At 32.8% G+C, this 24,178-nt stretch carries 23 protein-coding genes; 12 read left to right on the top strand and 11 right to left on the bottom strand.

Translation table 11 applies throughout. The features are described 5' to 3' along the window. Positions 1–18: 18 nt before the first annotated feature. Both purB and OD803_RS07880 read right to left on the bottom strand, forming a co-directional pair. The gene (gene purB / locus OD803_RS07885) at positions 19–1,362 is read right to left on the bottom strand and encodes an adenylosuccinate lyase (RefSeq protein WP_262733028.1); all 1,344 of its coding nucleotides are present in this window, start codon (positions 1,360–1,362) and stop codon (positions 19–21) included. A 77-nt stretch (positions 1,363–1,439) separates the two neighbouring features. After that, positions 1,440–2,003, bottom strand: coding sequence for an adenylosuccinate lyase (locus tag OD803_RS07880; protein ID WP_134199819.1), 564 nt, complete (start codon positions 2,001–2,003; stop codon positions 1,440–1,442). A 37-nt stretch (positions 2,004–2,040) separates the two neighbouring features. On the opposite strand from OD803_RS07880, the gene OD803_RS07875 reads away from it, so the two are divergent. From OD803_RS07875 to OD803_RS07865, 3 genes are all read left to right on the top strand, one after another. Beyond that, positions 2,041–2,508, top strand: coding sequence for a heme-binding domain-containing protein (locus OD803_RS07875; protein WP_134199822.1), 468 nt, complete (start codon positions 2,041–2,043; stop codon positions 2,506–2,508). A 17-nt stretch (positions 2,509–2,525) separates the two neighbouring features. After that, positions 2,526–3,758, top strand: a complete 1,233-nt coding sequence (locus OD803_RS07870; RefSeq protein ID WP_262733027.1) for a glycosyltransferase family 4 protein — start codon at positions 2,526–2,528, stop codon at positions 3,756–3,758. Between the two features lie 105 nt (positions 3,759–3,863). Then, entirely contained in the window at positions 3,864–6,350 is a 2,487-nt protein-coding gene (locus OD803_RS07865; protein ID WP_262733026.1) for a T9SS type B sorting domain-containing protein, read from the top strand. Here OD803_RS07865 and OD803_RS07860 read toward each other — a convergent pair. After that, positions 6,339–7,016, bottom strand: coding sequence for an SIR2 family NAD-dependent protein deacylase (locus OD803_RS07860; RefSeq protein ID WP_262733025.1), 678 nt, complete (start codon positions 7,014–7,016; stop codon positions 6,339–6,341). The genes OD803_RS07865 and OD803_RS07860 overlap by 12 nt on opposite strands. A gap of 37 nt (positions 7,017–7,053) precedes the next feature. Here OD803_RS07860 and OD803_RS07855 point away from each other — a divergent pair, with 37 nt between their 5' ends. The 3 genes from OD803_RS07855 (at position 7,054) to OD803_RS07845 (ending at position 8,853) form a co-directional block, all read left to right on the top strand. Then, a complete protein-coding gene (locus tag OD803_RS07855) occupies positions 7,054–7,710 on the top strand; it encodes a TrmH family RNA methyltransferase (protein ID WP_262733024.1) in 657 nt (218 codons plus the stop codon). A 227-nt stretch (positions 7,711–7,937) separates the two neighbouring features. Next, positions 7,938–8,471 carry an SRPBCC family protein gene (locus OD803_RS07850; RefSeq protein ID WP_262733023.1) on the top strand — a complete coding sequence of 178 codons (534 nt, stop codon included), beginning with the start codon at positions 7,938–7,940 and terminating at the stop codon, positions 8,469–8,471. Positions 8,472–8,478: 7 nt separating this feature from the next. Beyond that, positions 8,479–8,853: a VOC family protein gene (locus OD803_RS07845; RefSeq protein WP_262733022.1), complete on the top strand. Its 375-nt coding sequence runs from the start codon at positions 8,479–8,481 to the stop codon at positions 8,851–8,853. Positions 8,854–8,861: 8 nt separating this feature from the next. On the opposite strand, the gene OD803_RS07840 is transcribed toward OD803_RS07845, so the two are convergent. Both OD803_RS07840 and OD803_RS07835 read right to left on the bottom strand, forming a co-directional pair. Next, positions 8,862–9,641: a carboxypeptidase-like regulatory domain-containing protein gene (locus OD803_RS07840; RefSeq protein ID WP_129761335.1), complete on the bottom strand. Its 780-nt coding sequence runs from the start codon at positions 9,639–9,641 to the stop codon at positions 8,862–8,864. Positions 9,642–9,737: 96 nt separating this feature from the next. Then, the gene (locus OD803_RS07835) at positions 9,738–11,543 is read right to left on the bottom strand and encodes a DEAD/DEAH box helicase (RefSeq protein ID WP_262733021.1); all 1,806 of its coding nucleotides are present in this window, start codon (positions 11,541–11,543) and stop codon (positions 9,738–9,740) included. Positions 11,544–11,811: 268 nt separating this feature from the next. Here OD803_RS07835 and OD803_RS07830 point away from each other — a divergent pair, with 268 nt between their 5' ends. Further along, on the top strand, positions 11,812–12,306 hold the full coding sequence (locus tag OD803_RS07830; RefSeq protein WP_262733020.1) for a hypothetical protein: 495 nt from the start codon (positions 11,812–11,814) through the stop codon (positions 12,304–12,306). A 79-nt stretch (positions 12,307–12,385) separates the two neighbouring features. Here OD803_RS07830 and OD803_RS07825 read toward each other — a convergent pair whose 3' ends face one another. Both OD803_RS07825 and OD803_RS07820 read right to left on the bottom strand, forming a co-directional pair. After that, positions 12,386–12,871: a hypothetical protein gene (locus tag OD803_RS07825; RefSeq protein ID WP_262733019.1), complete on the bottom strand. Its 486-nt coding sequence runs from the start codon at positions 12,869–12,871 to the stop codon at positions 12,386–12,388. Positions 12,872–12,971: 100 nt separating this feature from the next. After that, positions 12,972–13,547, bottom strand: coding sequence for a non-canonical purine NTP diphosphatase (locus OD803_RS07820; RefSeq protein ID WP_129761338.1), 576 nt, complete (start codon positions 13,545–13,547; stop codon positions 12,972–12,974). 131 nt (positions 13,548–13,678) lie between these two features. On the opposite strand from OD803_RS07820, the gene OD803_RS07815 reads away from it, so the two are divergent. Next, a complete protein-coding gene (locus OD803_RS07815) occupies positions 13,679–15,742 on the top strand; it encodes a M3 family metallopeptidase (protein ID WP_134199833.1) in 2,064 nt (687 codons plus the stop codon). 257 nt (positions 15,743–15,999) lie between these two features. Here OD803_RS07815 and rlmH read toward each other — a convergent pair whose 3' ends face one another. From rlmH to OD803_RS07800, 3 genes are read right to left on the bottom strand one after another with little or no spacing between them, the layout of a single operon-like run. Further along, complete coding sequence (gene rlmH / locus OD803_RS07810; protein ID WP_134199836.1) at positions 16,000–16,473, bottom strand: 23S rRNA (pseudouridine(1915)-N(3))-methyltransferase RlmH; 474 nt, start codon at positions 16,471–16,473, stop codon at positions 16,000–16,002. Next, positions 16,473–17,291 carry a hypothetical protein gene (locus OD803_RS07805; RefSeq protein WP_134199838.1) on the bottom strand — a complete coding sequence of 273 codons (819 nt, stop codon included), beginning with the start codon at positions 17,289–17,291 and terminating at the stop codon, positions 16,473–16,475. The genes rlmH and OD803_RS07805 overlap by 1 nt, the downstream gene beginning before the upstream one ends. A 15-nt stretch (positions 17,292–17,306) precedes the next feature. Further along, positions 17,307–18,104 carry a hypothetical protein gene (locus OD803_RS07800; RefSeq protein ID WP_134199840.1) on the bottom strand — a complete coding sequence of 266 codons (798 nt, stop codon included), beginning with the start codon at positions 18,102–18,104 and terminating at the stop codon, positions 17,307–17,309. A gap of 55 nt (positions 18,105–18,159) precedes the next feature. Between OD803_RS07800 and nadC the strand changes: the two genes are divergently transcribed. From nadC to priA, 4 genes are read left to right on the top strand one after another with little or no spacing between them, the layout of a single operon-like run. Continuing rightward, positions 18,160–19,020: a carboxylating nicotinate-nucleotide diphosphorylase gene (gene nadC / locus OD803_RS07795; protein WP_262733018.1), complete on the top strand. Its 861-nt coding sequence runs from the start codon at positions 18,160–18,162 to the stop codon at positions 19,018–19,020. A gap of 59 nt (positions 19,021–19,079) precedes the next feature. Continuing rightward, a complete protein-coding gene (locus OD803_RS07790) occupies positions 19,080–19,859 on the top strand; it encodes a hypothetical protein (RefSeq protein ID WP_262733017.1) in 780 nt (259 codons plus the stop codon). Further along, complete coding sequence (locus tag OD803_RS07785; protein ID WP_129761346.1) at positions 19,856–20,809, top strand: YihY/virulence factor BrkB family protein; 954 nt, start codon at positions 19,856–19,858, stop codon at positions 20,807–20,809. Before OD803_RS07790 ends, OD803_RS07785 begins: the two co-directional genes overlap by 4 nt. 55 nt (positions 20,810–20,864) lie before the next feature. Beyond that, positions 20,865–23,318: a replication restart helicase PriA gene (priA, locus tag OD803_RS07780; protein WP_262733016.1), complete on the top strand. Its 2,454-nt coding sequence runs from the start codon at positions 20,865–20,867 to the stop codon at positions 23,316–23,318. A gap of 3 nt (positions 23,319–23,321) precedes the next feature. Here the strand turns inward: priA and OD803_RS07775 are convergent, their stop codons facing one another. Continuing rightward, complete coding sequence (locus OD803_RS07775; protein WP_129761353.1) at positions 23,322–24,017, bottom strand: LytR/AlgR family response regulator transcription factor; 696 nt, start codon at positions 24,015–24,017, stop codon at positions 23,322–23,324. Between the last annotated feature and the right edge of the window lie 161 nt (positions 24,018–24,178).

The raw sequence follows: 24,178 nt of genomic DNA, 5'->3' as shown, positions 1-24,178 counted from the left end.
AGTAACTTACTTGCTAAATTAAATTCCGGTATAGTTACTTGGTGTAATTTGTTTTAGTTCTTCTTTTATAGAATTAGGAACATCTAAGGTATCAATAAAATTTGAAATAGAGTCTTGGGTTATTTTTTCGTTGGTTCTTGTCAATCCTTTTAATGCTTCATAAGGATTAGGATAAGCTTCTCTTCTTAAAATAGTTTGAATTGCCTCAGCTACAACAGCCCAATTGTTTTCTAGGTCTTCAGCAAATTTGGCTTCATTCAATAACAATTTGTTTAACCCTTTCAACGTGCTTTTAAGACCAATTATTGTATGCGAAAAAGGAACACCAACATTGCGTAAAACAGTACTATCAGTTAAATCTCTTTGTAGCCTAGATAAAGGCAGTTTTGCAGCTAAGTGCTCAAAAACTGCATTAGCAATACCAAGGTTACCTTCACTGTTTTCAAAATCTATTGGGTTCACCTTATGAGGCATTGCACTACTTCCAACTTCACCCTTTTTGATTTTTTGTTTAAAATAGTCCATCGAAACGTAGGTCCAAATATCTCTGTCTAAATCAATGATAATCGTGTTTATACGCTTTAAACAATCAAACAAAGCAGCCATGTGGTCATAATGTTCAATTTGAGTAGTAGGGAAAGAGTGTTGTAACCCTAACTTTTCTTGCACAAACTTACTTCCAAAAGCTTTCCAGTCAATAGTAGGATAAGCTACTTTATGAGCGTTGAAATTTCCTGTTGCTCCACCAAATTTTGCAGCACTTGGTATATCGTTCAATAAATTAAATTGCTCTTCTAATCTTACAACAAACACTTCAATTTCTTTACCTAAACGTGTAGGCGAAGCAGGTTGACCATGAGTTCTTGCTAGCATTGATACCGCTTTCCACTCATTAGAAAGTGATTTTAATTCATTAAGTACTTTAAAGTATTCAGGCACATAAACATCATTCATCGCTTCTTTAATACTCAACGGAATTGCAGTGTTGTTTATGTCTTGAGAGGTTAATCCAAAGTGGATAAACTCTTTGTATTCCGAAATATTTAAAGCATCAAATTGTTCCTTAATGAAATATTCAACCGCTTTTACATCATGGTTTGTAACACTTTCAATAGTTTTTATTTTAAGTGCATCATCAGCAGTAAAGTTTTTGTAAATAGCTCTTAAATCATCAAATAAATTAGCGTCAAAACGTTCTAATTGTGGTAAAGGAATTTCGCATAAAGCGATAAAATATTCAATCTCAACTAGTACGCGATACTTTATTAGAGCTTCTTCTGAAAAATAGTTTGATAAGGCTTCAACTTTACTTCTGTAACGACCATCAATTGGAGAGATGGCATTTAATGATGATAACTGCATGAGTGTGTTGTTTTTTGAAGTTGCAAAGATACTTTTTTTCGTTGGAAGACCGAAGCCTGAAGCTTTAGTTTTTCTACCTAGTTTTTTATCTTTTTTAAAATATGTCTAGCTCTTGCTTTAAAACCAGAACTCTGCATTTGAAAATCACGTTCTAAAATAAGCGCCAACTCAGGATGTATCCAATCATAATCAGTTCCTAATAAAAATAAGGTATTCATAGCATAGGCTTTTGGTGCAATTTTTTCGTCATTTATCATATAATCAAAGCACACTTCAATAATTCGTTCTTTATATTCAGGAGTTAAGGCAGTTTTAATTTTAGTTTCATGCTTAGAATAGTAAGCTTTAGTTAAGTATTCGCAAATTTTAGCTACAGGTCTTACTGCTGGGTCAAGATGTACTTTGTGCATATTTTTGGTAAACGCATCAAGATGAGGTATTATGGCTTCTAGTTGCTCGCCACACATAAATTCTAAAACCCAAGCTGCACGACAGGAAACTTTATCGTCTACCATAAATAAAATATCCAATAACTTAGGAATCAAATCAGGGTTGTCAATCACCAAATTAGCATACTTCAAACGCTTTTCGCGAGAGTGATTAACATAATTTAACTCGTTGTATAGGTGTTCTGTAGTCAAGTTTTTGTTATTTTTAAGTTTCTAAATTAAACTAAAAATGAAAATACTTAAAAAACTTCTGTTAGTTTTATTGCTGATTTTTGTTGTAGCACAATTTTTTGGTCCAGAAAAAAATGAAGGCGATTTAGTATCCTTAAATGCTTTTTATGAAGAAACTAATCCTTCTGATAATGTGAAGTTGATATTAAAAGAAGCGTGTTTGGATTGCCACAGTAATGTAACTCGTTATCCTTGGTATAGTAAAATTACACCTGTTAATTATTGGATGGCAGAGCATGTTAACAATGGTAAAAGACACTTTAATGTTTCAAATTGGGATACCCTTTCCGTTAAACGAAAAGACCATAAATTTGAAGAGCTTATTGAAATGGTTGAGGACAAAGAAATGCCTTTAGAATCTTATACTTGGGGACATCCCGAAGCTAAATTAACCGACACGCAAATTAAAGACTTAATAGATTGGGCTAAACAAGTAAGACAAAGTTATGCCGTTGAATCTCATTAAAAATGATTTGAGATAGTATGAAAGTATTAATAATTGGGTTTGTATGGCCTGAACCCAAAAGTTCTGCAGCTGGAAGCAGAATGATGCAACTTATTCAAATTTTTTTAGCTGAAAATTATACAGTCACTTTTGCGACATCAACATCAAAAACTGAAAACGCATTTAATTTAAAAAGCTTAGGAATAGACGAGCACACTATTGAATTGAATAGCTCAACGTTTGATGATTTTATTTCTCAGTTACAGCCTGATATAGTGTTGTTTGATAGGTTTTTAACCGAAGAGCAGTTTGGTTGGCGAGTCGCACAGCAATGTCCAAAAGCAATACGAATTTTAGATACCGAAGATGTACACGGTTTGCGTAAAGGACGTGAATTAGCTTTAAAAGACAATACACCATTTAATGTCGAATATTTACATAACGATACCTCAAAACGTGAAATAGCTAGTATTTATCGTTGTGATGTAAGTTTGATAATTTCTGAAGCTGAAATGGAACTCTTAACCCAAGAGTTTGGTGTTCCTATTGAGTTGTTACATTACATGCCCTTTTTGATAGAACCTATTGCTGAGGAAAGCAAAAGGAAATTACCAGCGTTTGAAGACCGAAATCACTTTATAACCATTGGTAATTTTTTACATCCACCAAATTTAGATTCGGTAAAGTTTTTATACCAATCTATTTGGTCGAAAATTAGAACTAAACTTCCAAAAGCTGAAATGCACATTTATGGAGCCTATCAAAATAACAAAGCGCAACAGTTTAAAGCCAATGATAACGGATTTATAATTAAAGGCTTTGCTGAAGATGTAGATATTGTTATGCAACACGCAAAAGTGTGTTTGTCACCTTTACGGTTTGGAGCAGGATTGAAAGGTAAGTTTTTTGATGCCATGCGTAACGGAACACCTTTTGTAACCACATCAATAGGAGCTGAAGGTATTTTAGAATCTAGTTATATGAATACCCTTAATTCAGAAGATGTAGATGCTATAGTAGAGTATGCAATTAGGGTGTATAGTGATAAAGCACTTTGGAAAGAGCAGCAAAATTTAGGTTTTAACGTACTCAAAAAGCGGTTTGATAAGCAATATCATGTTGAAAGATTTAAGCAAAAGCTTCAGTATGTAGTTGAACACTTAAAAGAGTGTCGTCAAAATAATTTCACTGGTCAAATGCTCATGCACCATACTTTACAAAGTACAAAATATATGAGTAAATGGATTGAAGAAAAGAACAAAAAAGACTAAAACTAATTGAATTTAGAGGAGTTTTTCAGATTATTATACTAAAATATTACTAAAAGAGATATGTTTTCCTACATTTACAAATCACAAAATTTCCATTGCTAACTAATGTCTAAAAAAATTTCAGTTCTAATCATTTTTTGTGTTCAAGCTATTTTAACATATGGTCAAGCCAACGTTCCACCAACAATTGTAGCTGATGGCAACCAAATGTATTGTCCGTTGAGCCAAATAAATGTGGTTACAAATTTTGATATTATCGATCCTGATGATACAGAAATTGAAGCTGTTTACATACAAATATCTACAGGTTATGATGTAGGTAATGACCTATTATCTTTAACAGGAACACATCCAAACATTGTAACCAATTGGGATGCTAATCAAGGTAAATTGACATTAAGTGGAGTAGGAGGAGTAAATGTAAGTTATACTGATCTTATTGCGGCTGTATTAGATGTGGTTTATGAAAGTGTATCTGATACTGTGTCAGGTGAAAAGTACTTTTCGTTCACCATTGGTGATGCCAATTATTTACCCTCTACAGGTCACTATTATCAATATGTAGCCGATTTAGGAATTACCTGGACTGATGCAAAACAAGCTGCTGAAAATAGCACCTATTTTGGTTTGCAAGGGTATTTGGCTACAATCACATCTACAGAAGAAGCTCAATTAACTGGTGAACAGGCTGCTGGAGCAGGATGGATAGGAGGAACAGATTTTGAAACCGAAGGTGTTTGGAAATGGGCAACAGGACCAGAAGAAGGAACCGTATTTTGGAATGGAGGGATAAATGGTTCAACACCAAATTTTGCTTTTTGGAATACGAACGAACCAAATAATCAAGGAAATGAAGATTATGCGCATGTAACAGCACCTAATGTGGGTATTGCAGGTTCGTGGAATGATTTACCAAATGGAGGTAGTGATGGTGATTATGAGCCCAAAGGTTATATCGTAGAATATGGCGGAATGCCTGGAGATCCAATACTTGATATTTCAGCAAGTACAATGATTACTATTCCTGAAATTGTAAGCACTACTGATAATTCTAATTGTGGTTCAGGAACAGTTACGTTAGAAGCCACAGCATCATCAGGGACAGTAATTTGGTTTGATGCTGATACAGGAGTTCAGCTATCAGTTGGAGATACCTTTGAGACTCCAGTTTTAAATGAAACAACAACTTATTTAGCAATGGCTTCTGTAGATGGATGTTTAGAAGGGAATAAAGTACCTGTTGTAGCAACTATTTATAGTTTGCCTACTGTACAAAGTCCAGTAACATTAAAAAATTGTGATGAAGATGGTGTTGCTGATGGGTTTACAGATTTTAACTTAAACGAACTTGATGACTTAGTGACCAACAATAATAGTTCAGGATTTAATATTACGTATCACTTGTCGCAAAACGATGCTGAGTTTAACATCAATCAACAAGCTGCTTTTCCGTTTAATAATGCACAATCTGCAACAGTCTACGTTCGTATTGAAGGAGGTAATGGTTGTTATGAAGTTGCAATTGCCAATTTAGAAGTGTCTACAACGTCTTTTCAAGATGGGTTTTTGCATACAATAGAGCAATGTGATGATGATGTGGCTGATGGGTTTATTTCATTTAATTTATCTGAAGCGTCTCAAGTTTTTCTTGATCAATTTCCTTCAGGACAAAATTTAAGTGTGCATTACTATAGTAGTTTAAACGATGCTCAACTAGAGCAAAACGAAATTCTCCCACAAACTAATTATACAAATCAAACAGCATTTTCAGAAACCATATATGTAAGAGTTGAAAGTGATGATAATGGAGATTGTTTTGGTATTGGACCACATTTAAGATTGATTGTACATCCTATTCCTGAGTTTGAAATTGAAGGAGAAACAGTGTATTGTTCTAATGGAGATCCAGTAGTATTAGAAATTGTGAATCCAAATGGGAATTATCAATATGAATGGACTGACCAAAGCGGAACAGTAATAAGCAACTTAACTTCAGTTGAGGTGACTTCAGGAGGAGTGTATTCAGCAACAGCTAGTTCAGGATTTAACTGTAGCTCATCTCCTGTTACATTTTCGGTTTTAGAATCTTCAGTGGCTGATTTAGATATAGATGATATTACAATTACTGATTTTACAAGTAACAATACAATTACTATCGATCCTTCAGGATTAGGTGTTGGAGATTATGAATATGGGTTAAACACTAGTGTATATTATCAAGATGAACCTTATTTCGATCAAGTTGCTCCAGGAGAGCATATTTTATTTGTTAGAGATAAAAATGGCTGTGGAGTAGCTGCTTTAGAAATTTATGTTTTAGGGTTTCCTAAGTTTTTTAGTCCTAACGACGATTTATATAACCAAACCTGGAATATAAAAGGGTTTAGTGAAAGTTACAGCTCACGTTCTTTAGTACATATTTTTGACCGTTACGGAAAGCATATTACAAGCATAAAACCTAGTGGAATAGGTTGGGACGGAACTTTTAAAGGCAAACAATTACCAAAAACCGATTATTGGTTTATCGCAGAAATGATAAAACTTAATGGTGAGGTTAGAACCTTGAAGGGACATTTTAGCTTACTTCGATAATAATTCAATCCATTTTTTAATACCTGTTGTAGCTGGTTCTGCAATGACAGTAACGTGTTTTGATGAATCTAAATTTGGTTTTGGATCAATATAGTATGTAGGTGTATTAGGTGTTACGTAATGCATTAAGCTTGCAGCAGGATATACTTGCATTGAAGTGCCAATAATTAATAAAATATCAGCAGTTTCACAAATAGCAATTGCTTTTTCAATCATAGGAACAACTTCACCAAACCACACAATGTGAGGTCGCATTTGGTGTCCTTTGTTGCACAAATCTCCAAGAACAAGGTCTGTTTTCCACTCAACAACATCATTTTCATCAAAAGTACTACGCGCTTTTAATAATTCACCATGTAGATGAACTACAGTTGAACTGCCTGCACGTTCATGTAAATCGTCTACATTTTGTGTTATAATAGTCACTTTGTATTCAGATTCTAAATCTGCCAAAACTTTATGAGCAGCATTGGGTTTTACTTCAAACAGTTGTCTGCGTCTTTGGTTGTAGAACTCTAAAACCAGTTCCGGATTTGCCTTAAAGCCTTGTGGTGACGCAACTTCCATTACATCGTGTCCTTCCCATAAACCGTCGGCATCTCTAAAAGTTTTAATACCACTTTCGGCACTCATGCCTGCTCCTGTAAGTACAACTATATGCTTCATAGCTGCAAATTACTATTTTAAAATTATATTTGAACTTATGATTGATATTAAACTTTTAGACTATTTAGAGTCCTACTTAACCGAAAACAGAAGAACGCGTTTTAATAAAGTACTGTCCCAACGAACAAAACATTTTACGGTTGCAACTGAAGATGTGTATCAACTTCACAACACAAGTGCAGTAATACGAAGTTGCGATGTGTTTGGGATACAAGAAGTAAACATTGTTGAGGAAATTAACTCTAAACGAATAGATAGAGAAATTGCTATGGGAGCCCAAAAATGGGTAGATTTAAACCGATTCCATACAGTGAAAGATTGTATTAAAGATTTGAAATCCAAAGGCTATCAAATTGTGGCGACGACACCACATACTAACGATTGCCTACTGCATGAGTTTGATGTTACTAAAAAATCATGCTTTTTCTTCGGAAGGGAAACAGAAGGATTATCGCAAGAAGTTCTAGACAATGCAGACTGCTACTTAAAAATTCCAATGAGTGGTTTTACTGAAAGTTTAAACATTTCAGTGTCAGCAGCAATTATCCTTCAACATGTTACTACAAAGTTAAAACAGTCAGAAATTAATTGGCAATTAACAGAAACTGAAAGGCTCGAAAAACGCATGGATTGGATTAAGAAAACTATAAAAAGCTACGATAAGATTGTGGAAAGGTATTACTCAAAGCAATAATTTTTGTAACTTTAAAAGAACTAACTAAAATCTGTTGTGCATTTTGATGAAATTCTGTCAATTCGAGTAAATTTTACGATTGAAATAAGTAAAATTTGTATCGAGAATAGGAATTTTAGACATTGAAAATAGTTCTCGATACAATTTTTTTTCAAAAAATCACTCGAACTGACATTTTTGGAATTAATTAAAACCAAAATGTACAAAGGGTTAACTAAACTAAAAAGATGATAATAGCACTTTACGTTATTCTAGGTATAATCGCCTTGATAATTATTTTAGCATTAATTGCACCAAAAGCTTATGATGTTAACCGAAGCATTCTTATAAATGCGCCAAAAGACGAAGTTTTTAAGTATTTGACCTTTATAAAAAACCAAAACGATTGGTCGCCTTGGAAAAAGAAGGATCCAAACATGAAACAAGAATTTATAGGGACTGATGGTGAGGTTGGTTTTATTTCTAAATGGGAAGGTAATAAAGATGTTGGAACAGGTGAGCAGGAGCTTATCAGTATTCAAAAGGAAAATGACAAAATAGAAGTTCAGTTGCGTTTTTTTAAACCATGGAAATCACAATCGATAGGCTATTACACAGTTGAAGAACTTAATCCTAATGAAACTAAAGTAGTTTGGGGATTTCAAGGGAAAAACCCAATTCCGTTTAATGTGTTTATGCTGTTTTTCAATTTTGAAAAGGCAGTAGGAAAGGATTTTGATGAAGGCTTAACAAGTCTAAAACACAAATTAGAAGGTAAATAATTTTGGTATGAAACATAATATGGTAGGTTGGTTCGAAATTCCAGTAAATGATATGGATAGAGCCAAAGCGTTTTATGAAGCTGTTTTCAAAATTGATATTCAAATTGTTGATTTTGGAGGCATGTTGATGGGTTGGTTTCCTTATGAAGAAGGAAAAGAAGGAGCAGCAGGTACTTTAATAAAACAAGATACATACATTCCTAGTCAAGAGGGAACCTTGGTTTATTTTATTTGTGAGGATGTACAAAACGAACTTGACAGAATTGAAGCTGCTGGTGGAAAACTATATCAACCAAAAACCCAAATTTCTCCTGAACATGGTTTTATGGCAGCGTTTATAGATACTGAAGGCAACAGAGTTGCGCTACATTCAAGAAGATAAAAGTGGAATTAAAACCTGCTAGGTCTGTTTCTATTTAAGACCTTGTATTCTTCATAGCATTCGCTAATAGCATCTAAGATTTGAAGGTCGTTTGCAGTTTCAATAAAATCTTTTGAATAATTACAATGACTAACAATTTCGTCAAGGTCGTGTTTGTCAACCTGTAGCAATACGGTTAGCATTTCTCTATCAAAACGACTTGCTAAGTTATTTCTAATTTCGTCATCTTCTTTCATTTGCCTTAACTTTCTAAGTTCTTTAGGCTTTTTTCCGAAGATATTATATAAGAAATCAGCAGGATTAAAAATAGCACCTAACACCTTGTTTACAGCGTTAGGTGAATTATTTCCTGCTTCATAACCTTTATTTGGTAAACCTGAAATGCTATATCTATAATTGGTTTTTATAGGCATTTGTTTAATGTCAACTTCTAGATATCCAGTAAGTTGTAATTGATTAACTACAACCTCTTCAAGCGCTAATGCCAATTCGGTTAACTCAATTTGAGTGTCTCCAAATTTTATCCAGTCGTTAGTAACACGTACTTTAATAGACTTGTAACCTAAGTATGACAAGTGTAGTGTGTCATTGGCTTCGGCTTTAATTTCAAAACGACCTTTGTCATCGGTTGAGGTACCAACAACTTGGTTGAGGTTAACAATATTTACACTTTCTAAAATACCACCAGTACTAGAACTTACAACAGTTCCTTTAACTGTAGTAGGGTCTTGCGAAAATCCTAGAGTTGTAAATAAAAAGAGTAAAATAGTGATATAATAATACCTCATAGCAATCATTTATGATATAAAAGTACTAAACAAAAAACATTTATAAGATTATACTTAAAAATTTTGACTAAAAATTAACAAGAAGGTTTAAAACCATTAACGTCTTGATCGTCTTGGACGTGATGACATTTTGCCGCTTCCTGAACTCTCTGAACGTCTCGATTTCCCTTCAGATTTTCTTCTGCTGCTTCTGTTTCCAGAATCGTTATTAAAACCTGAGCGTCTTTCTGATCTTGGTTTGTCGCTACGTCTGTTTTTTCCACCACCATCACGACGTCTTTTGCGTCTGCTAGTGCCTCGTCCTTTGTCTTCAGATACTTCAACATTTACAAAACGTCCGTTGTATTTAAAGTCGGTAAAAAACGATAATACTTTCTCTTGTAATGTTTTTTCAGTATTAAAAAATGAAAAACTGTCTTTTACATCTACTTTAAAAACATCGTCTCTACCAAGTTCTAAAACTTCTTTTAAGAAATCTTTTAAACTCATCCAGTCATAGCCATCTTTTTTACCTACGTTTATAAAGTAACGTGTGGAGTTACCATCGTTACTGCTATCGCGTTCGCTACTATGTTGTGCAGAAACATTAAGGTCGCTGGCTTTTTGATAGTAATTAAAGAAACGTGTAAACTCTACTGAAAAGAATTTTTTAATCAGTTCGTCTTTGGTAGTATCTTCAAACAATTGATTGATGTTTTCAAGATATTCATCAATTTCATGGTTGATTTCAGTATTGTGAACTTTATTGGCTAGCGACATTAATTGTACTTCGCAAATTTCCATTCCGCTAGGAATTTCTTTTTGCTCAAAGTTCTTTTTAATGATGCGTTCAATACTTTTTATTTTTCTTAATTCACTCTTAGAAACAATTACCATTGATACTCCAGTTTTTCCTGCACGACCTGTACGACCACTTCTGTGCGTGTAGGTTTCAATTTCGTCAGGTAACTGGTAGTTGATAACGTGTGTAATGTCGTCAACGTCAATACCACGAGCAGCTACATCAGTAGCAACAAGCATTTGTATTTGGTTGTTTCTAAACGATTTCATAACCAAGTCACGTTGGTTTTGGCTTAAATCACCATGAAGTGCTCCAGCATTGTAACCATCTTCAATAAGTTTTTCAGCAACTTTTTGAGTGTCGCGCTTTGTTCTACAAAATACTACCGAGAAAATGTCAGGATTAGCATCAGCTAGTCTTTTTAAGGCAGCGTATCTATCTCTTGAATTCACTAAATAGTATTCGTGAGATACTTGGTCACTACCAACGTTTTTGCTTCCTACGGTAATTTCTATAGGACTATGCATAAACTTTTTAGCAATAGTGGCTACTTCTTTTGGCATTGTAGCCGAAAACAACCAAGTGCTTTTATCTTTTGGTGTGTGCGATAAAATGTCAGTGATATCTTCATAGAATCCCATATTTAACATCTCATCAGCTTCATCTAAAACTGAATATTCAATTTTAGAAATATCAACCATATTTCGGCTAATCATGTCTTTCATACGACCAGGAGTTGCTACAATAATTTGTGCTCCTTTTTTTACCGATTTAGCTTGGTCAGTAATGCTTGCTCCTCCATAAATGGCAACAACATTTAACCCTTTACAGTATTTACCATATAGGTTTAATTCGTTTGCAATTTGTAAACAAAGTTCGCGAGTAGGAGAAAGTATTAACCCTTGAGTGGTTCTGCTTTCAATATCAATTTTTTGTAACATAGGAAAACCAAATGCTGCGGTTTTACCAGTTCCTGTTTGTGCTAGTGCTACTAAATCACGTTCTTCTTGTAATAAAATAGGGATTGCTTGTTCTTGTACATCACTAGGGGTTTTAAAACCCATATCAGTAATAGCTTGTAATAGGTCGTCATTAAGACCTAAATCTTGGAATGTGCTCATTCGTCTTTTGTAAGTATTCGATTATGTTATGTAGTGTTACAACAGAAGCGAATCGACATACTTAACCTGAAACTTCTTGGTAACACATCCTCACCTTGAGGAATTTACAACGCATCTTTTTGCGTTTCAAGCGGCAAAGATACACTAATATTCCAATAAACAATATAACCTAAGTTAATGTGTTGTTGAACATTAAGTTTAAAAAATAAATCATTAACGTCTTTTATGACTATTGGTTTTGTTATATTCGGTTCTTTAAACTATAACTATGAAGAAATTATGTATTGTATTTGCCATGTTATTTATGGCATTTAATGTTCAAGCTCAAGAAACAACGATGTCTGATGCAGACCAAGAGAAGATGACTCGAATGATGGAGTTAATGAGCCAAACTATTGAAATGGATGTGAATACCGAATTATTTAGTAAGGTAAGCACAAACGCCTATGTCTCTGAAGACCCAAAAGCTGTTATCATGGCTATGCTAACACCTGAAGATTATGAGACTTCAAAAGAAAAAATGAAAAATGATGTAGGTGACAAAATGGATATTAAAGATAAAGGTGAAACTGAAATTAATGGTGTAAAGGTTTTATACATGAAAGGAACTACTGAAGCAGAAGGATCTGATCTTAATGTTGAAATGTACTGCATGGGAATTGATGATGAAACCTCTTTAATGTTTATTGGAATGGTTGATAAAACTGCAGATGCAAAATATGCTGAAGCTATAGAGAAAGCAAAAAACTCAGTAATTAAATAATCAAACCGAAATTATAAGTATAAAAAAATCCAGCCAGCGCTGGATTTTTTAGTATATAGACGTTTAAAACGGTTGTGTTTTATTGGTGATAAGCAGTATTGTGAGCTAAAGCATTACCACAGTTGCTACAGCTTCCGGCAGCACCAGCACCTCCAGCACAACCATTATTGCAAGTGTAATGCCATACACCATTTGCATTTTGGCTTGGTTCGGTTTTTTGTGTTGTTGTAGGTGTGGTTATAGGTAAAGTTGTAGTAGGAGTATTGGTGTTAGGAGTGTTATGTGTTGTTGAATTATTCGTGTTATTGTGATAAGCTTGATTATGCTCTAACACGCTTCCGCAGTTACTACAATTTCCAGCAACAGCAGCTCCATTAATACAACCACTACTACAGATGTAGTGGAAAAAATTAGCAGCAGTAATTTTCTTTTTTTCAGGTGCTTCAGATGTTTTTGTGGTTGCTTCAGTGTCTTGAGAAGTGGTAGGTTTAGCTTTGTCTTTACAAGAACTCAAAGTAATCATTGAGATACATAATATTGAAGCGATAATTTTAAAATAGTTCATAATCTTATTTTTTGGCTTGGACTAGTATACGCATTTTTTCTATTCTTTTCTAAAGAAGTATAAATTTTATGATTTTTTAAAACTAGTACTGGAGAGCGTTTTAGTGTTTGTTTAAAAAAGAAATCAATTGGGAAACAGCTTTACCTCTATGTCCAATACTGTTTTTTTCTTCCAGAGTTATTTCAGCAAAAGTTTTGTCATAACCACTAGCTTTAAAAATTGGGTCGTAGCCAAAACCAGAATCGCCATATTTAGTTTCGGTAATGCAACCTTCACAAATACCAGTAAAGGTGTTTAGAGTCCCATTCAATACTAATGCAATAACGGTTTTAAAATGAGCGTTTCTGTTAGGCTTGTCTTTTAAGTTTAGTAGTAACTTATCCATGTTGTCGTTTGCATCACGTTGTGGTCCTGCATAACGAGCCGAAAATACTCCAGGAGCACCTTGTAGAGCTTCAACTTCTAAACCAGTATCGTCAGCAAAACAATCGTAGCCATAATGTTGCTTAACGTATTCGGCTTTTTGTATCGCATTGCCTTCAATGGTATCTTGAGTTTCAGGAATGTCTTCAAAACAACCTATATCTTTTAAACTTAATAATTGTATGGTGTCAGGAATAAGCTTTTGTACTTCGTTGAGTTTATTAAGGTTGTTGGTGGCAAATACAAGTTGCATTTCTTAGTGTTTAATTTCAACCAAAAGTACAATTATATACGTTGAAACAAAAACAGAATACCTGTATGAATTTTTAACAGTAAATAATAGTTTTTGAATGTTATCTTTGTTGAAACAATAACACATTTTTTATGAAAAAACTAGTTTACTCATTTTCACTAATATTACTTATGAGTTGTTCCGATAAAGAAGAAAAACCACAAAAAGAACTTTCAGCCGATAATCCATTTAATGTAGAATTAAATCAACCGTTTGATTTTGCAAATGTAACAGGAGCTGCTATTGAAGAGTATGTAGATGTTACTATTGACAACTCTGTACAAGTTATTGAAGAGATTAAAAAAGGAAGCACTCCTACATTAGCTAATACATTTGAAGCTTATGATGGTGTTAGTAATGAATTGTCCAAAGCGTATAGTAATGCGTTTTTGATGTACTGGACTTCAACCGATTCAATAACAAGAGCAAAAGGTTTAGCATCTTCACAAAAGATAGACTCATTAATGACTGTGTTAGGAGCAGATAAAGCGTTATTTGCACAGTTCAAAAAGTTTAAGGATTCTGATGCTTACACTCAATTAGAAAATCGTAAAAAGCGATTTGTTGATGGTGTGATTGAAAATTTTGAGCAATCTGGTGTTAATCTTGACGAAGCAAAACTTGAAAGATATAAAGCTTTACGATCTGAAATTACTGATTTGACATCTCAGTATTCTACAAACATGAATACTGCAGATTTGGTATTAAAGCTAGATGAAAAAGGAGCTAAAGGTTTACCTGAAAGTTTTAAAGCAACTTATAAAACCGAAGCAGGTTACGAAATTCCAGTAATGTCTTCAACTAGAGGTCCTGTTATGGATAATGCAGTTGAAGAATCTATTAGAAAAGAGTTTGATAAACTTTATGCAAATAGAGGAGCAGATAAAAACCTTGATGTGTTAGAGCAGTTGGTTAAAAAGCGTTATGAATTAGGACAGCTTATGGGTTATAACTCATTTGCCGAATATAACTTAGTAAATAAAATGGCTAAAAACCCTGAAACTGTTTGGGAATTTGTAAACGGTTTAGTAGCAGAATCTAAAGAGAAAGCAATTAACGATATAGAGGTTTTAAAAGCACAACGAGCTAAAGCTTTTGGAATTGATGAGAGCTTGCCTATTAATTCTTGGGATTTAAGTTTTTATAAAAACGAAATATTAAAAAACAACTATAAAGTAGACAACGAAAAAATACGCGAATATTTACCAATGGATGCGTGTTTAGGTGGATTGTTTGATATTTATCAAGAGCTATTAGGTCTTGAGTTTAAAAAAGATGAAACTGCTACAGTATGGCATGAAGACGTTGAAGCTTATGAAGTGTATGAAGGCGATAAATTGAAAGGACGCTTTTATTTAGATTTATATCCAAGACCAAATAAAGAGTCCTGGTTTTACTGTGTACCTCTTTCATCAGGAAAACAAACAGCTGAAGGTTATGAAGTTCCTGTAGCGATGTTATTAGGAAACTTTACAAAACCAACCGAAACAATGCCTTCATTGTTAAGTCATAATGAATTAAATACTTTGTTTCACGAGTTTGGACATATAATGGATTCTATGTCTTACGAAGGTGAGTATAGCTTACAAGAAGGTACAAAATCTGATTTTGTTGAAGCTATGTCTCAAATTTTTGAAAACTGGACTTGGGATTACGACATCTTAAGTTCGTTTGCAAAACATTATAAAACTGGAGAGGTTTTTCCTAAAGAGTTGTTTGATAATATGGTAAACGCAAAAAATGTATCTTCAGGTCTTTCAGCACAAGGATCATTAAGACGTTGTATTTATGATATGAATTTATACGATAAATATGATCCAAATCAACCATTAGATACAGACCAGTTATGGAAAGATATTGATGCTGAAATGAATGTAATGGATTGGTATGTTGAAGGAACACACCCTCAAGCAAGCTGGATTCATATTAATACACACCCAACTTACTATTATGGTTACTTGTGGTCTGAAGTGTATGCACAAGATATGTTTACAGTTTTTGAGGAAAACGGATTGAGAGATCAAGAAACAGGAGTTAAATACAGAAAATTAATACTTAGCAACGGAAGTCAAAGACCTGTTAATGAGGTTGTAGAAGAGTTTTTAGGTAGACCATCAAACAATAAAGCATACATTAAAAGCTTGGGCTTAGAGTAGTCTTTGTAACATTTTGTTGTTTTTGACGTCCTATAAGTATGAGAAAAATAATACTTATAAACGCAATTGTTTGGGCAGCTTTAATACTTGTTAATTCATTTTTGTTTAAAGATCATGATAATTGGAAATATATGTTTTTGTTCCTTATATCAGGTTTTACAATAGTAAACTCTCTATTATTAACTAAGCATAAAAGAAAAACAACTTGTAAATAAAGCAAGAACAGATAAAAAAAAGATGCCATTTGGCATCTTTTTTTATCTATGATGGTAAGGTTCGTTTCTTAAAATAGTAAAGCCTCTGTAGAGTTGTTCAACCATAAATAATCGCACCATTTGATGCGAAAAAGTCATTTTAGATAAAGACAGTTTGCCTGCTGCTTTGCTGTAAACTTCTTCTGAAAACCCATAAGGTCCACCAATTACAAATACAAGCTGCTTAATGCCTGAGTTCATGTGTTTTTGTAAGTAATTGGCAAAAGCAACAGAATTTAGTTGTTTTCCTTTTTCGTCAAGTAAAATTAATACATCTGTTGGGTTAAGTTTGTTTAAAATAAGTTCGCCTTCTTTTTGCTTTTGCTGTGTTTCGCTTAGGTTTTTTGAGTTTTTGATATCTGGTATAATTTCAAGCTCAAACTTAATATAGAACCCAAGACGCTTTGTGTACTCGTCAATTAATGATTGAAGCGCTTTGCTATCTGTTTTGCCTATGGCTAAGAGTTTTATGGTCATTAGAAACAGTGGTCTTTGTGGTAATAAACGTTATGTTTTTCAAATATTCCAAACCCATTAATAATATACTTATCTATGGTTGTTTGCAAATCGTTTTTGTAAATACTCCAATCATCATTAGTAATTAACTCCTTTATACTTTTATCACTAAGATGACCACCACTTAAAAGATATTCTCCATTTGGTTTTAATATTAGTAAGTTAAACTGTGAGACGTTAGTGAAGAATTTAAGTTTTAAGATGCCTTTGTTTTGTATTAAATCTATATCCTTATACTTTTCAGCAAGATTTTGGTCAAGATTATACATGTAATTGATGCTTACTGGGTGTTTCTTTTCAAATTTCTTTTTACATTTTTTAGACTTTTTTATTCTTTTTTTTATAGTCTTATTATGAGATGTTTCAGTTAGCTTGAATTGGCTTGTTCGATAACGATTTTTCAATAAATCTTGCACAGAGTCGGGCAGTCTTACGTGACTGTCATACAATTTTTTTTGGGCTTCATAACTATAAAGATTGTCAATGTATTTTACAATGATAATTTGGTTACTTTTTGTAGTGCCTTTTGTTAATAGTTTATAAACTTGTTCATACTCTTCAGGTTCTATTTTACCAAAGTCATATTTAAGAGTAACTTTATATATATCTAGAGTATCTGTTGATTGTCTTAGACATTTATAGGCTAGTCTATTGCATTTTTTGTAAAACTCTAAGGATTCAATTTCTTTAGAATTTTCATCATAGAATTTACTCTCTTGCGAGAAACATAAGCTAATGTTAAGTGTAAAGAATAGACAAATAAATAAATTGAACTTCATTTTGAGATTTATTGATTAAATATTACCATAAAAATAGCATTTATATTTGTTGTTTTTTTTAGAACTGTTCAATGAGTTTATTCTTAAATTTTTTAAAAACCCTTTAGGTGTTTTGGTGTTTTTAGTTTTAGCATTTTCAAGTGCTTCAATATAGGGAGTCCAATCATTAGTGTCAAGAAGTTCTAAAATAAATTTCTGATTGATTTCAGTAAAATAAAAATAATGACCATTTGGTTTTAATATAAGCATACTGTCTTGATTGTTGTAGAAGAAAAGCTTGTTAAGTAGCTGAGATATTTGCTTCCAATTAAAAGTTTCAGTGTCGTAAAAATAACCAGCAAAGCTTCTGTAAAAATAGAGTCGAACTCTGTTGTTTGACGTAGCTTTTTCTATACATTTTTTTTGATCAGAAATATATTCTTTTGCCTTTATGTGATAATTGTCTTTTGTAATTTGATGGTTTGGGTGCATTTGTCTATAGTGTAAATGATTCAGAAGGTTATCTCTGTAAGTGATAATTAGTGTTTTGTCATCTAATTCTAAAATTTCAGAATCACGTTTTAATACTCCTAAAACTTGTTGGTAATCTTTGGTATTAAGTTTTCCAAATTTATAATTTTCAAAAACTAAATATCCTGTCATGGAATCATTCTTAATGGTTTGGCAATTAAATAAGAATGAATCGCATTTTTTGTTGTAGGTTGCTTTATCAATTAACCCTAAATTTTCATCTAAATAAATATTGGTTTGAGAAAATGAAGAAGGCAGACTAAAAAACGCGACAAAAATTATAACTATTTTTTTTAAAGACATTCGAATATTTCTGTTAAAAATACTATATTTTCGTATAGTCCAAAATAACAAAAAAATGATAAGCGAAGCTCAATTCCATAAAGAAATAGAAATAATTATTACCAATGCCATAAGAGAAGATGTTGGTGATGGTGACCATAGCTCACTAGCATGTATTCCACTTACAGCTAAAGGAAAAGCTAAACTATTGGTTAAAGATAATGGGATAATAGCTGGTGTAGAGTTTGCGAAACTTATATTTAAGCATGTAGATAAAAACTTAAAAGTGCAAACATTTATCAACGATGGACGTAATGTAAAAAAGGGAGACATTGTGTTTTATGTTGAAGGGTCTTCGCAATCTATTTTAAAGGCTGAGCGACTTGTGCTTAATTCTATGCAACGTATGAGTGCTATTGCAACCAAAACAAAACAGTTTGTAGACTTACTTGAAGGTACAGGAACCAAAATTTTAGATACTCGAAAAACTACACCAGGAATTAGAGCTCTTGAAAAATGGGCTGTAAAAATTGGTGGAGGCGAAAACCATAGGTTTGCTCTTTATGACATGATTATGCTTAAGGATAACCATATTGATTTTGCAGGAGGAATTACTAAAGCTATAGAAAAAACCAAGCAATATTTACAAGACACAGGAAGAGATTTAAAAATAATTGTTGAAGCTAGAAATCTTGATGAAATTAAAGAAATCTTGCAAAGTGATGGTGTTTACCGAATTTTGATTGATAACTTTAATTTTGAAGACACTAAAAAAGCTGTAAAGCTAATAGGAGATAAATGTTTAACAGAGTCTTCTGGTGGTATCAACGAAAAAACTGTTAGGCAATATGCACTTTGTGGTGTTAATTATATTTCATCAGGTGCATTGACGCACTCAGTTTATAACATGGATTTAAGTTTAAAGGCTGTAGACTAATGAGGAATTTTTTTTCTGTTGTTTTTTTGAGCATTCTGTTTTTAGGTTGTAAATCTGCAATGAGCGTTAAGGAAAACAATTTGTATGTAACTACAACTGCATTAAAGTCTAACGCAAGTGTTGTGGTTTTTAAAGAAGGAGTGAATATTCCTGATAGTATTAAGCGAGTAAAAATTGGAGACTTTAAGATAAGAGATGGAGGCATGTCAGTAGACTGTGGCTATGAAACTGTTATTAATATAGCAAAAGATAAGTCTAGGTCAGTTGGAGGAAATGTGGTTAAAATTACTAACCATAAGCTTCCAGGTTTTAGCACGTGTCATCAAATAGATTTTGAAGTTTATAAGATTGATGATGTTACTCCGTTTGAAAAAGAAATATTATGGAGTGATAACCGTACTTTAAATTGGGATGATTTTAAAGATGCTCCAAAGCTTAGTTATCCGTTTTATACGTGTTTGTATATTGATGCTTACTTTGATTTTACTAAGTTTTTATCCAATAAAGGGAGGTTTGTAGTTGAAACTGAATTTAATACTGAGTGTTCTTGGGTACAACCAGATTATAGAACCAACAAAGGATTAGATTTGGTTAATATTCATTTTGACTTAACAGAAATTTATTCAATTAAACTAAGAGAGTCGTTTAAAGAAAAACAAGTTGATGACTATAATAATTGGGTTAAGTATGCTAGCGATGCGTACAAGGAAATAAATAAAGCTTATGAAACAGAAGTGTATAATCTTTACACCCAAACTGCTTTTGGAAATAATGAGGCTGAGTTAATAGCTTGGAAATTTAAAATTAATGAAGAATTAAAAAAAGCTTCTAATCAATGACCAAACCCATTGAAGATAAACTTGAAAAGTTGCCAGTAATCAACCTACTTGTTAGGTTTTTAAAACAGATAAAATTGCCAGGTCTTGAAGGCTTATCTGTTTATGATTTAATGGAGCTTTACTTTATGGGAATTGTTAAAGGTGCTCTAACAACAAGAGCAAGTGCAATTGCTTTTAGTTTTTTTACCGCTATTTTCCCGTTTTTGCTGTTTGTCATTATTGTAATTCCATACATTCCTATTGACGATTTTCAAATTAAGTTTGAGCAGTTTCTAAATTCGTTTTTACCTCCTCAAACATCAGATTTTTTCTTCTCAAATATTTTTGAAAACATTAGCGGAAGTGGAGGAGCAGGTTTATTATCATCGGTTTTTTTACTGTCTATGTTACTAATGGCAAATGGCGTAAATGCTGTATTTTCTGGTTTTGAAAATTCTTATCATGAACAACTCACAAGAAATGTGTTTCAGCAATACCTCTACGCACTAGGGATTGCTTTAATCTTAGCATTTTTAGTATTGCTAACCGTTGCAGTGTTTGGATACTTTCAAATTTATGTGATACAGCCCATATACCAAGGCATTACAGGAAAAGATGTCTTAGAGAGTGACTCTGGTTTGGGATGGATTGTATTTGCAAAATACATGTTTTTTGTTTTAATGGTGTATTTAGCAACAGCTACTTTGTACTATTTTGGAACTAAAGAAGGTAGAAAATCTCGTTTCTTCTCGATAGGCGCATTATTAACCACTTTATTAATAATATCAACGTCGTACCTTTTTGGTATTTACATAAATAACTTTTCGCAATACAATGAACTCTATGGTTCTATTGGAGCTTTGTTAATACTGTTATTGTACTTATGGTTAAACTCCAATATTTTATTATTAGGTTATGAACTTAATGCTTCTCTACATGTATTGAGAAAGTACAACATTAAAAATGATTAACTAAAGTGTTTTAAAAATAAGTGTTTATTTTCAGTAAACAGTTTACCTTTGGCTTATGCCAAATTTTATAGACGTCATACTTCCAATTCCTTTAGAAAAACTATTTACGTATAGTATTACTGAAGCCGAAGCCAATTTTTTAAAATCTGGTATGCGTGTGTCTGTGCCTTTTGGTAAATCTAAAATTTACACAGCTATAGTGCATAGTATTCACAATACTGCTCCAGTGGTTTATGAGGCTAAGGACATTCATCAAATACTCGATGAAACACCTGTAGTTACGCAAACTCAATTACAACATTGGCATTGGATTTCTAGATATTATATGTGTTCGGTAGGTGAAGTTATGCGTGCAGCATTACCAAGTGCATTTTTGTTGGAAAGTGAAACTATAATCACAAAAAATAAAGATAGGATTGTTAATGACGAAGATTTAAAAGACGATGAGTTTTTGGTTTATGAGGCGTTACACCATCAGTCATCATTAAAGATTCAGGATTTGATGTCTATTTTAGATAAAAAAAATGTACTTCCTGTTATTAAGCGTTTACTCGAAAAAAATGCAATTACTGTTGAAGAAGAAATTTATGAAAAGTACAAGCCTAAACTAGTTCGTTATGTAAAATTACATTCTAGTTTTTCTTCAGAGAAAGCACTTCAAAATTTGTTAGAAGATTTAGGAAGAGCGCACAAACAAAAAGAAGTTGTGTTAGCCTTGTTTTCCATTTCTGCACAAACCAAAAAGCCAGTTAAAGTTTCAGATTTAACCAATCAAAGTGGCGCGTCTTCAACTATTGTAAAAGCTTTAATAGATAAAGGTATTCTCGAAGAGTATTTTATTCAAACCGATAGAGTGCAATATGAAGGTGAAGAAAATGAAAGTTCAAAACAATTAAACGAACATCAGGAAAAAGCGTTAGAGCAAATAGAACAGTCTTTTCAAAGCCAAAATATAACACTGTTGCATGGTGTGACATCTTCAGGTAAAACTGAAGTTTATGTCAAGCTCATTGAAGAGGTTTTAAAACAAAACAAACAAGTATTGTATTTGTTGCCTGAAATTGCTTTAACAACCCAACTGGTAAATAGGCTGCAAAACTATTTTGGCGAACAAGTATCGGTATTTCACTCCAAGTATTCGGTTAACGAGCGTGTTGAGGTTTGGAATAATATGTTAGACAATTCACCAAAAGCACAAGTGATTTTAGGAGCTCGGTCTTCGGTATTGCTACCGTTTCATAACCTAGGATTAATTATCGTAGATGAAGAGCACGAGCAATCCTATAAACAATTTGATCCTGCGCCAAGGTATCATGCACGAGATGCAGCTATTGTTTTAGCAAACATGTTTAAAGCAAAAACACTTCTAGGTTCAGCAACACCAAGTCTGGAGAGCTATTACAATGCAATGCAAAATAAGTATGGTTTTGTAGAGTTGAATCAGCGTTACAATAATGTGATGATGCCAGATGTTGAGCTAGTCGATATTAAAGATAAGCACAAAAGAAAGCGTATGAATGGTCATTTTAGTGATAGAATGATTGAAGAAATGACCGAAACGCTTGAAGAAGGTCATCAAATTATATTGTTTCAAAACCGAAGAGGGTTTTCTCCAATTGTTGAGTGTAATACCTGTGGGCATTCACCACAATGTCCAAATTGTGACGTGAGTTTAACCTTTCACCAATATAAAAATGAATTACGTTGTCATTACTGTGGCTATCACATGGCAATGCAACAGCAATGTCAAGCTTGTGGAAGTGTAGAAATTGATAGTAAAGGATTTGGTACTGAGCAAGTAGAGGAGGAGGTGAAAGCGTTGTTTCCTAACCATAAAGTAGCTCGTATGGATTTAGATACAACCAGAGGAAAATATGGTTATGAAAAAATCATTACCGCTTTAGAGCAACAGGAAATAGATATTTTGGTAGGAACACAAATGCTTACCAAAGGATTGGATTTTAGAAATGTAAAGCTTGTAGGAATCATGAATGCTGATAATATGCTTAATTTTCCTGATTTTAGAGCACATGAACGCAGTTTTCAATTAATGTTACAAGTTGCAGGTAGAGCAGGAAGAACCGATAAGCGAGGAAAAGTACTCATTCAAACTTATAATCCTTATCATCGTATTTTACAGCAAGTCTCAACTAACAATTACGTGGAGATGTTTAATGAGCAAATGAATGATAGGCATAATTATAAATATCCACCATTGTATAGGCTTATTAAAATTACACTGAAGCATAGAGATTTTAATAAAGTCAATTTTGCAGCAGATTGGTATACAAAATCATTACGACAAGTTTTTAGAGATAATGTGTTAGGGCCTGAGTTTCCTCCTGTGTCTAGGATTAGAAATTTATATCATAAAAACATTTTAGTGAAAATACCACCAAAACAGTCACTATCAAAAACTAAAGAAGCTATTATTAAAATTAATAATAGCTTCCAAAGTGTTAAAGATTTTAGACCTGTAAGAGTAGTTTTAAATGTCGATAATTATTAAAGTTTAAATGTTGTTTAACGCATCAACAAGTTGTGTCTTTTTATTTCTACTTAAAGGAATTTCATAAGCTCCAACTTCAACATTCTTACTGTTAAATCGGTCTACTTTGTCAAGATTTACGATATACGATTTATGAATTCTTAAAAACTTACCTTCAGGTAGTTCTTTTTCAAAAGCTTTCATTGTAGATAATACTACTAAGCTATTTTCTTCGGTTACTAATTTTACATAGTCACCAAGAGCTTCAATCCATTTTATATCTTTAATGTATACCTTACGTTTTTTAAGGTTACTTTTAACAAAGATGTGCTCGCCATCAGTTTCATTAAAATCTAGCTTTAATTTATGCTGTTCTAATGCTTTTTCAACAGAAGTGTTAAAACGTTCTCTAGTGATTGGTTTTTGCAGATAATCGGTAGCATCATAATTGAAAGCCTTAAATGCGTATTCTGTTTTTCCTGTAACGAAAATAATTTGGGGTTTGTTGTTAAGTACGTCTAAAAGTTCAAAACCATTTAAAACAGGCATTTCAATATCTAAAAAGATAAGGTCTACCTTATGAGTATTTAATCCGTTTTTTGTTTCTAAAGCACTACTATATTCTGCAATAAGGTTAAGTGAGGAGTGGTTCTCAATTAACTTTACAATAGATAATCGTTGGATTGCAGAATCATCAACTACTACACAATTTAAAGTCATAACATTATTATATTTTAGGTTAAGATATCGACAATAGTACGAAAAATTCGGATAAAAACCAAAAAACATCGGTAAAGTGTTTCTTTTAACAAAATTTTAACACTATTGCGATAACTGCATTTTTCCTTTCAAAAATGTTGCCAGAATTAGAAATAATAGTT

Source organism: Gaetbulibacter sp. NE, from assembly GCF_025548475.1.
Lineage (GTDB): Bacteria > Bacteroidota > Bacteroidia > Flavobacteriales > Flavobacteriaceae > Gaetbulibacter_B > Gaetbulibacter_B jejuensis.
The sequence above is the reverse complement of the archived record's forward strand: the minus strand, read 5'-3'. Positions and strand labels throughout refer to the sequence as shown.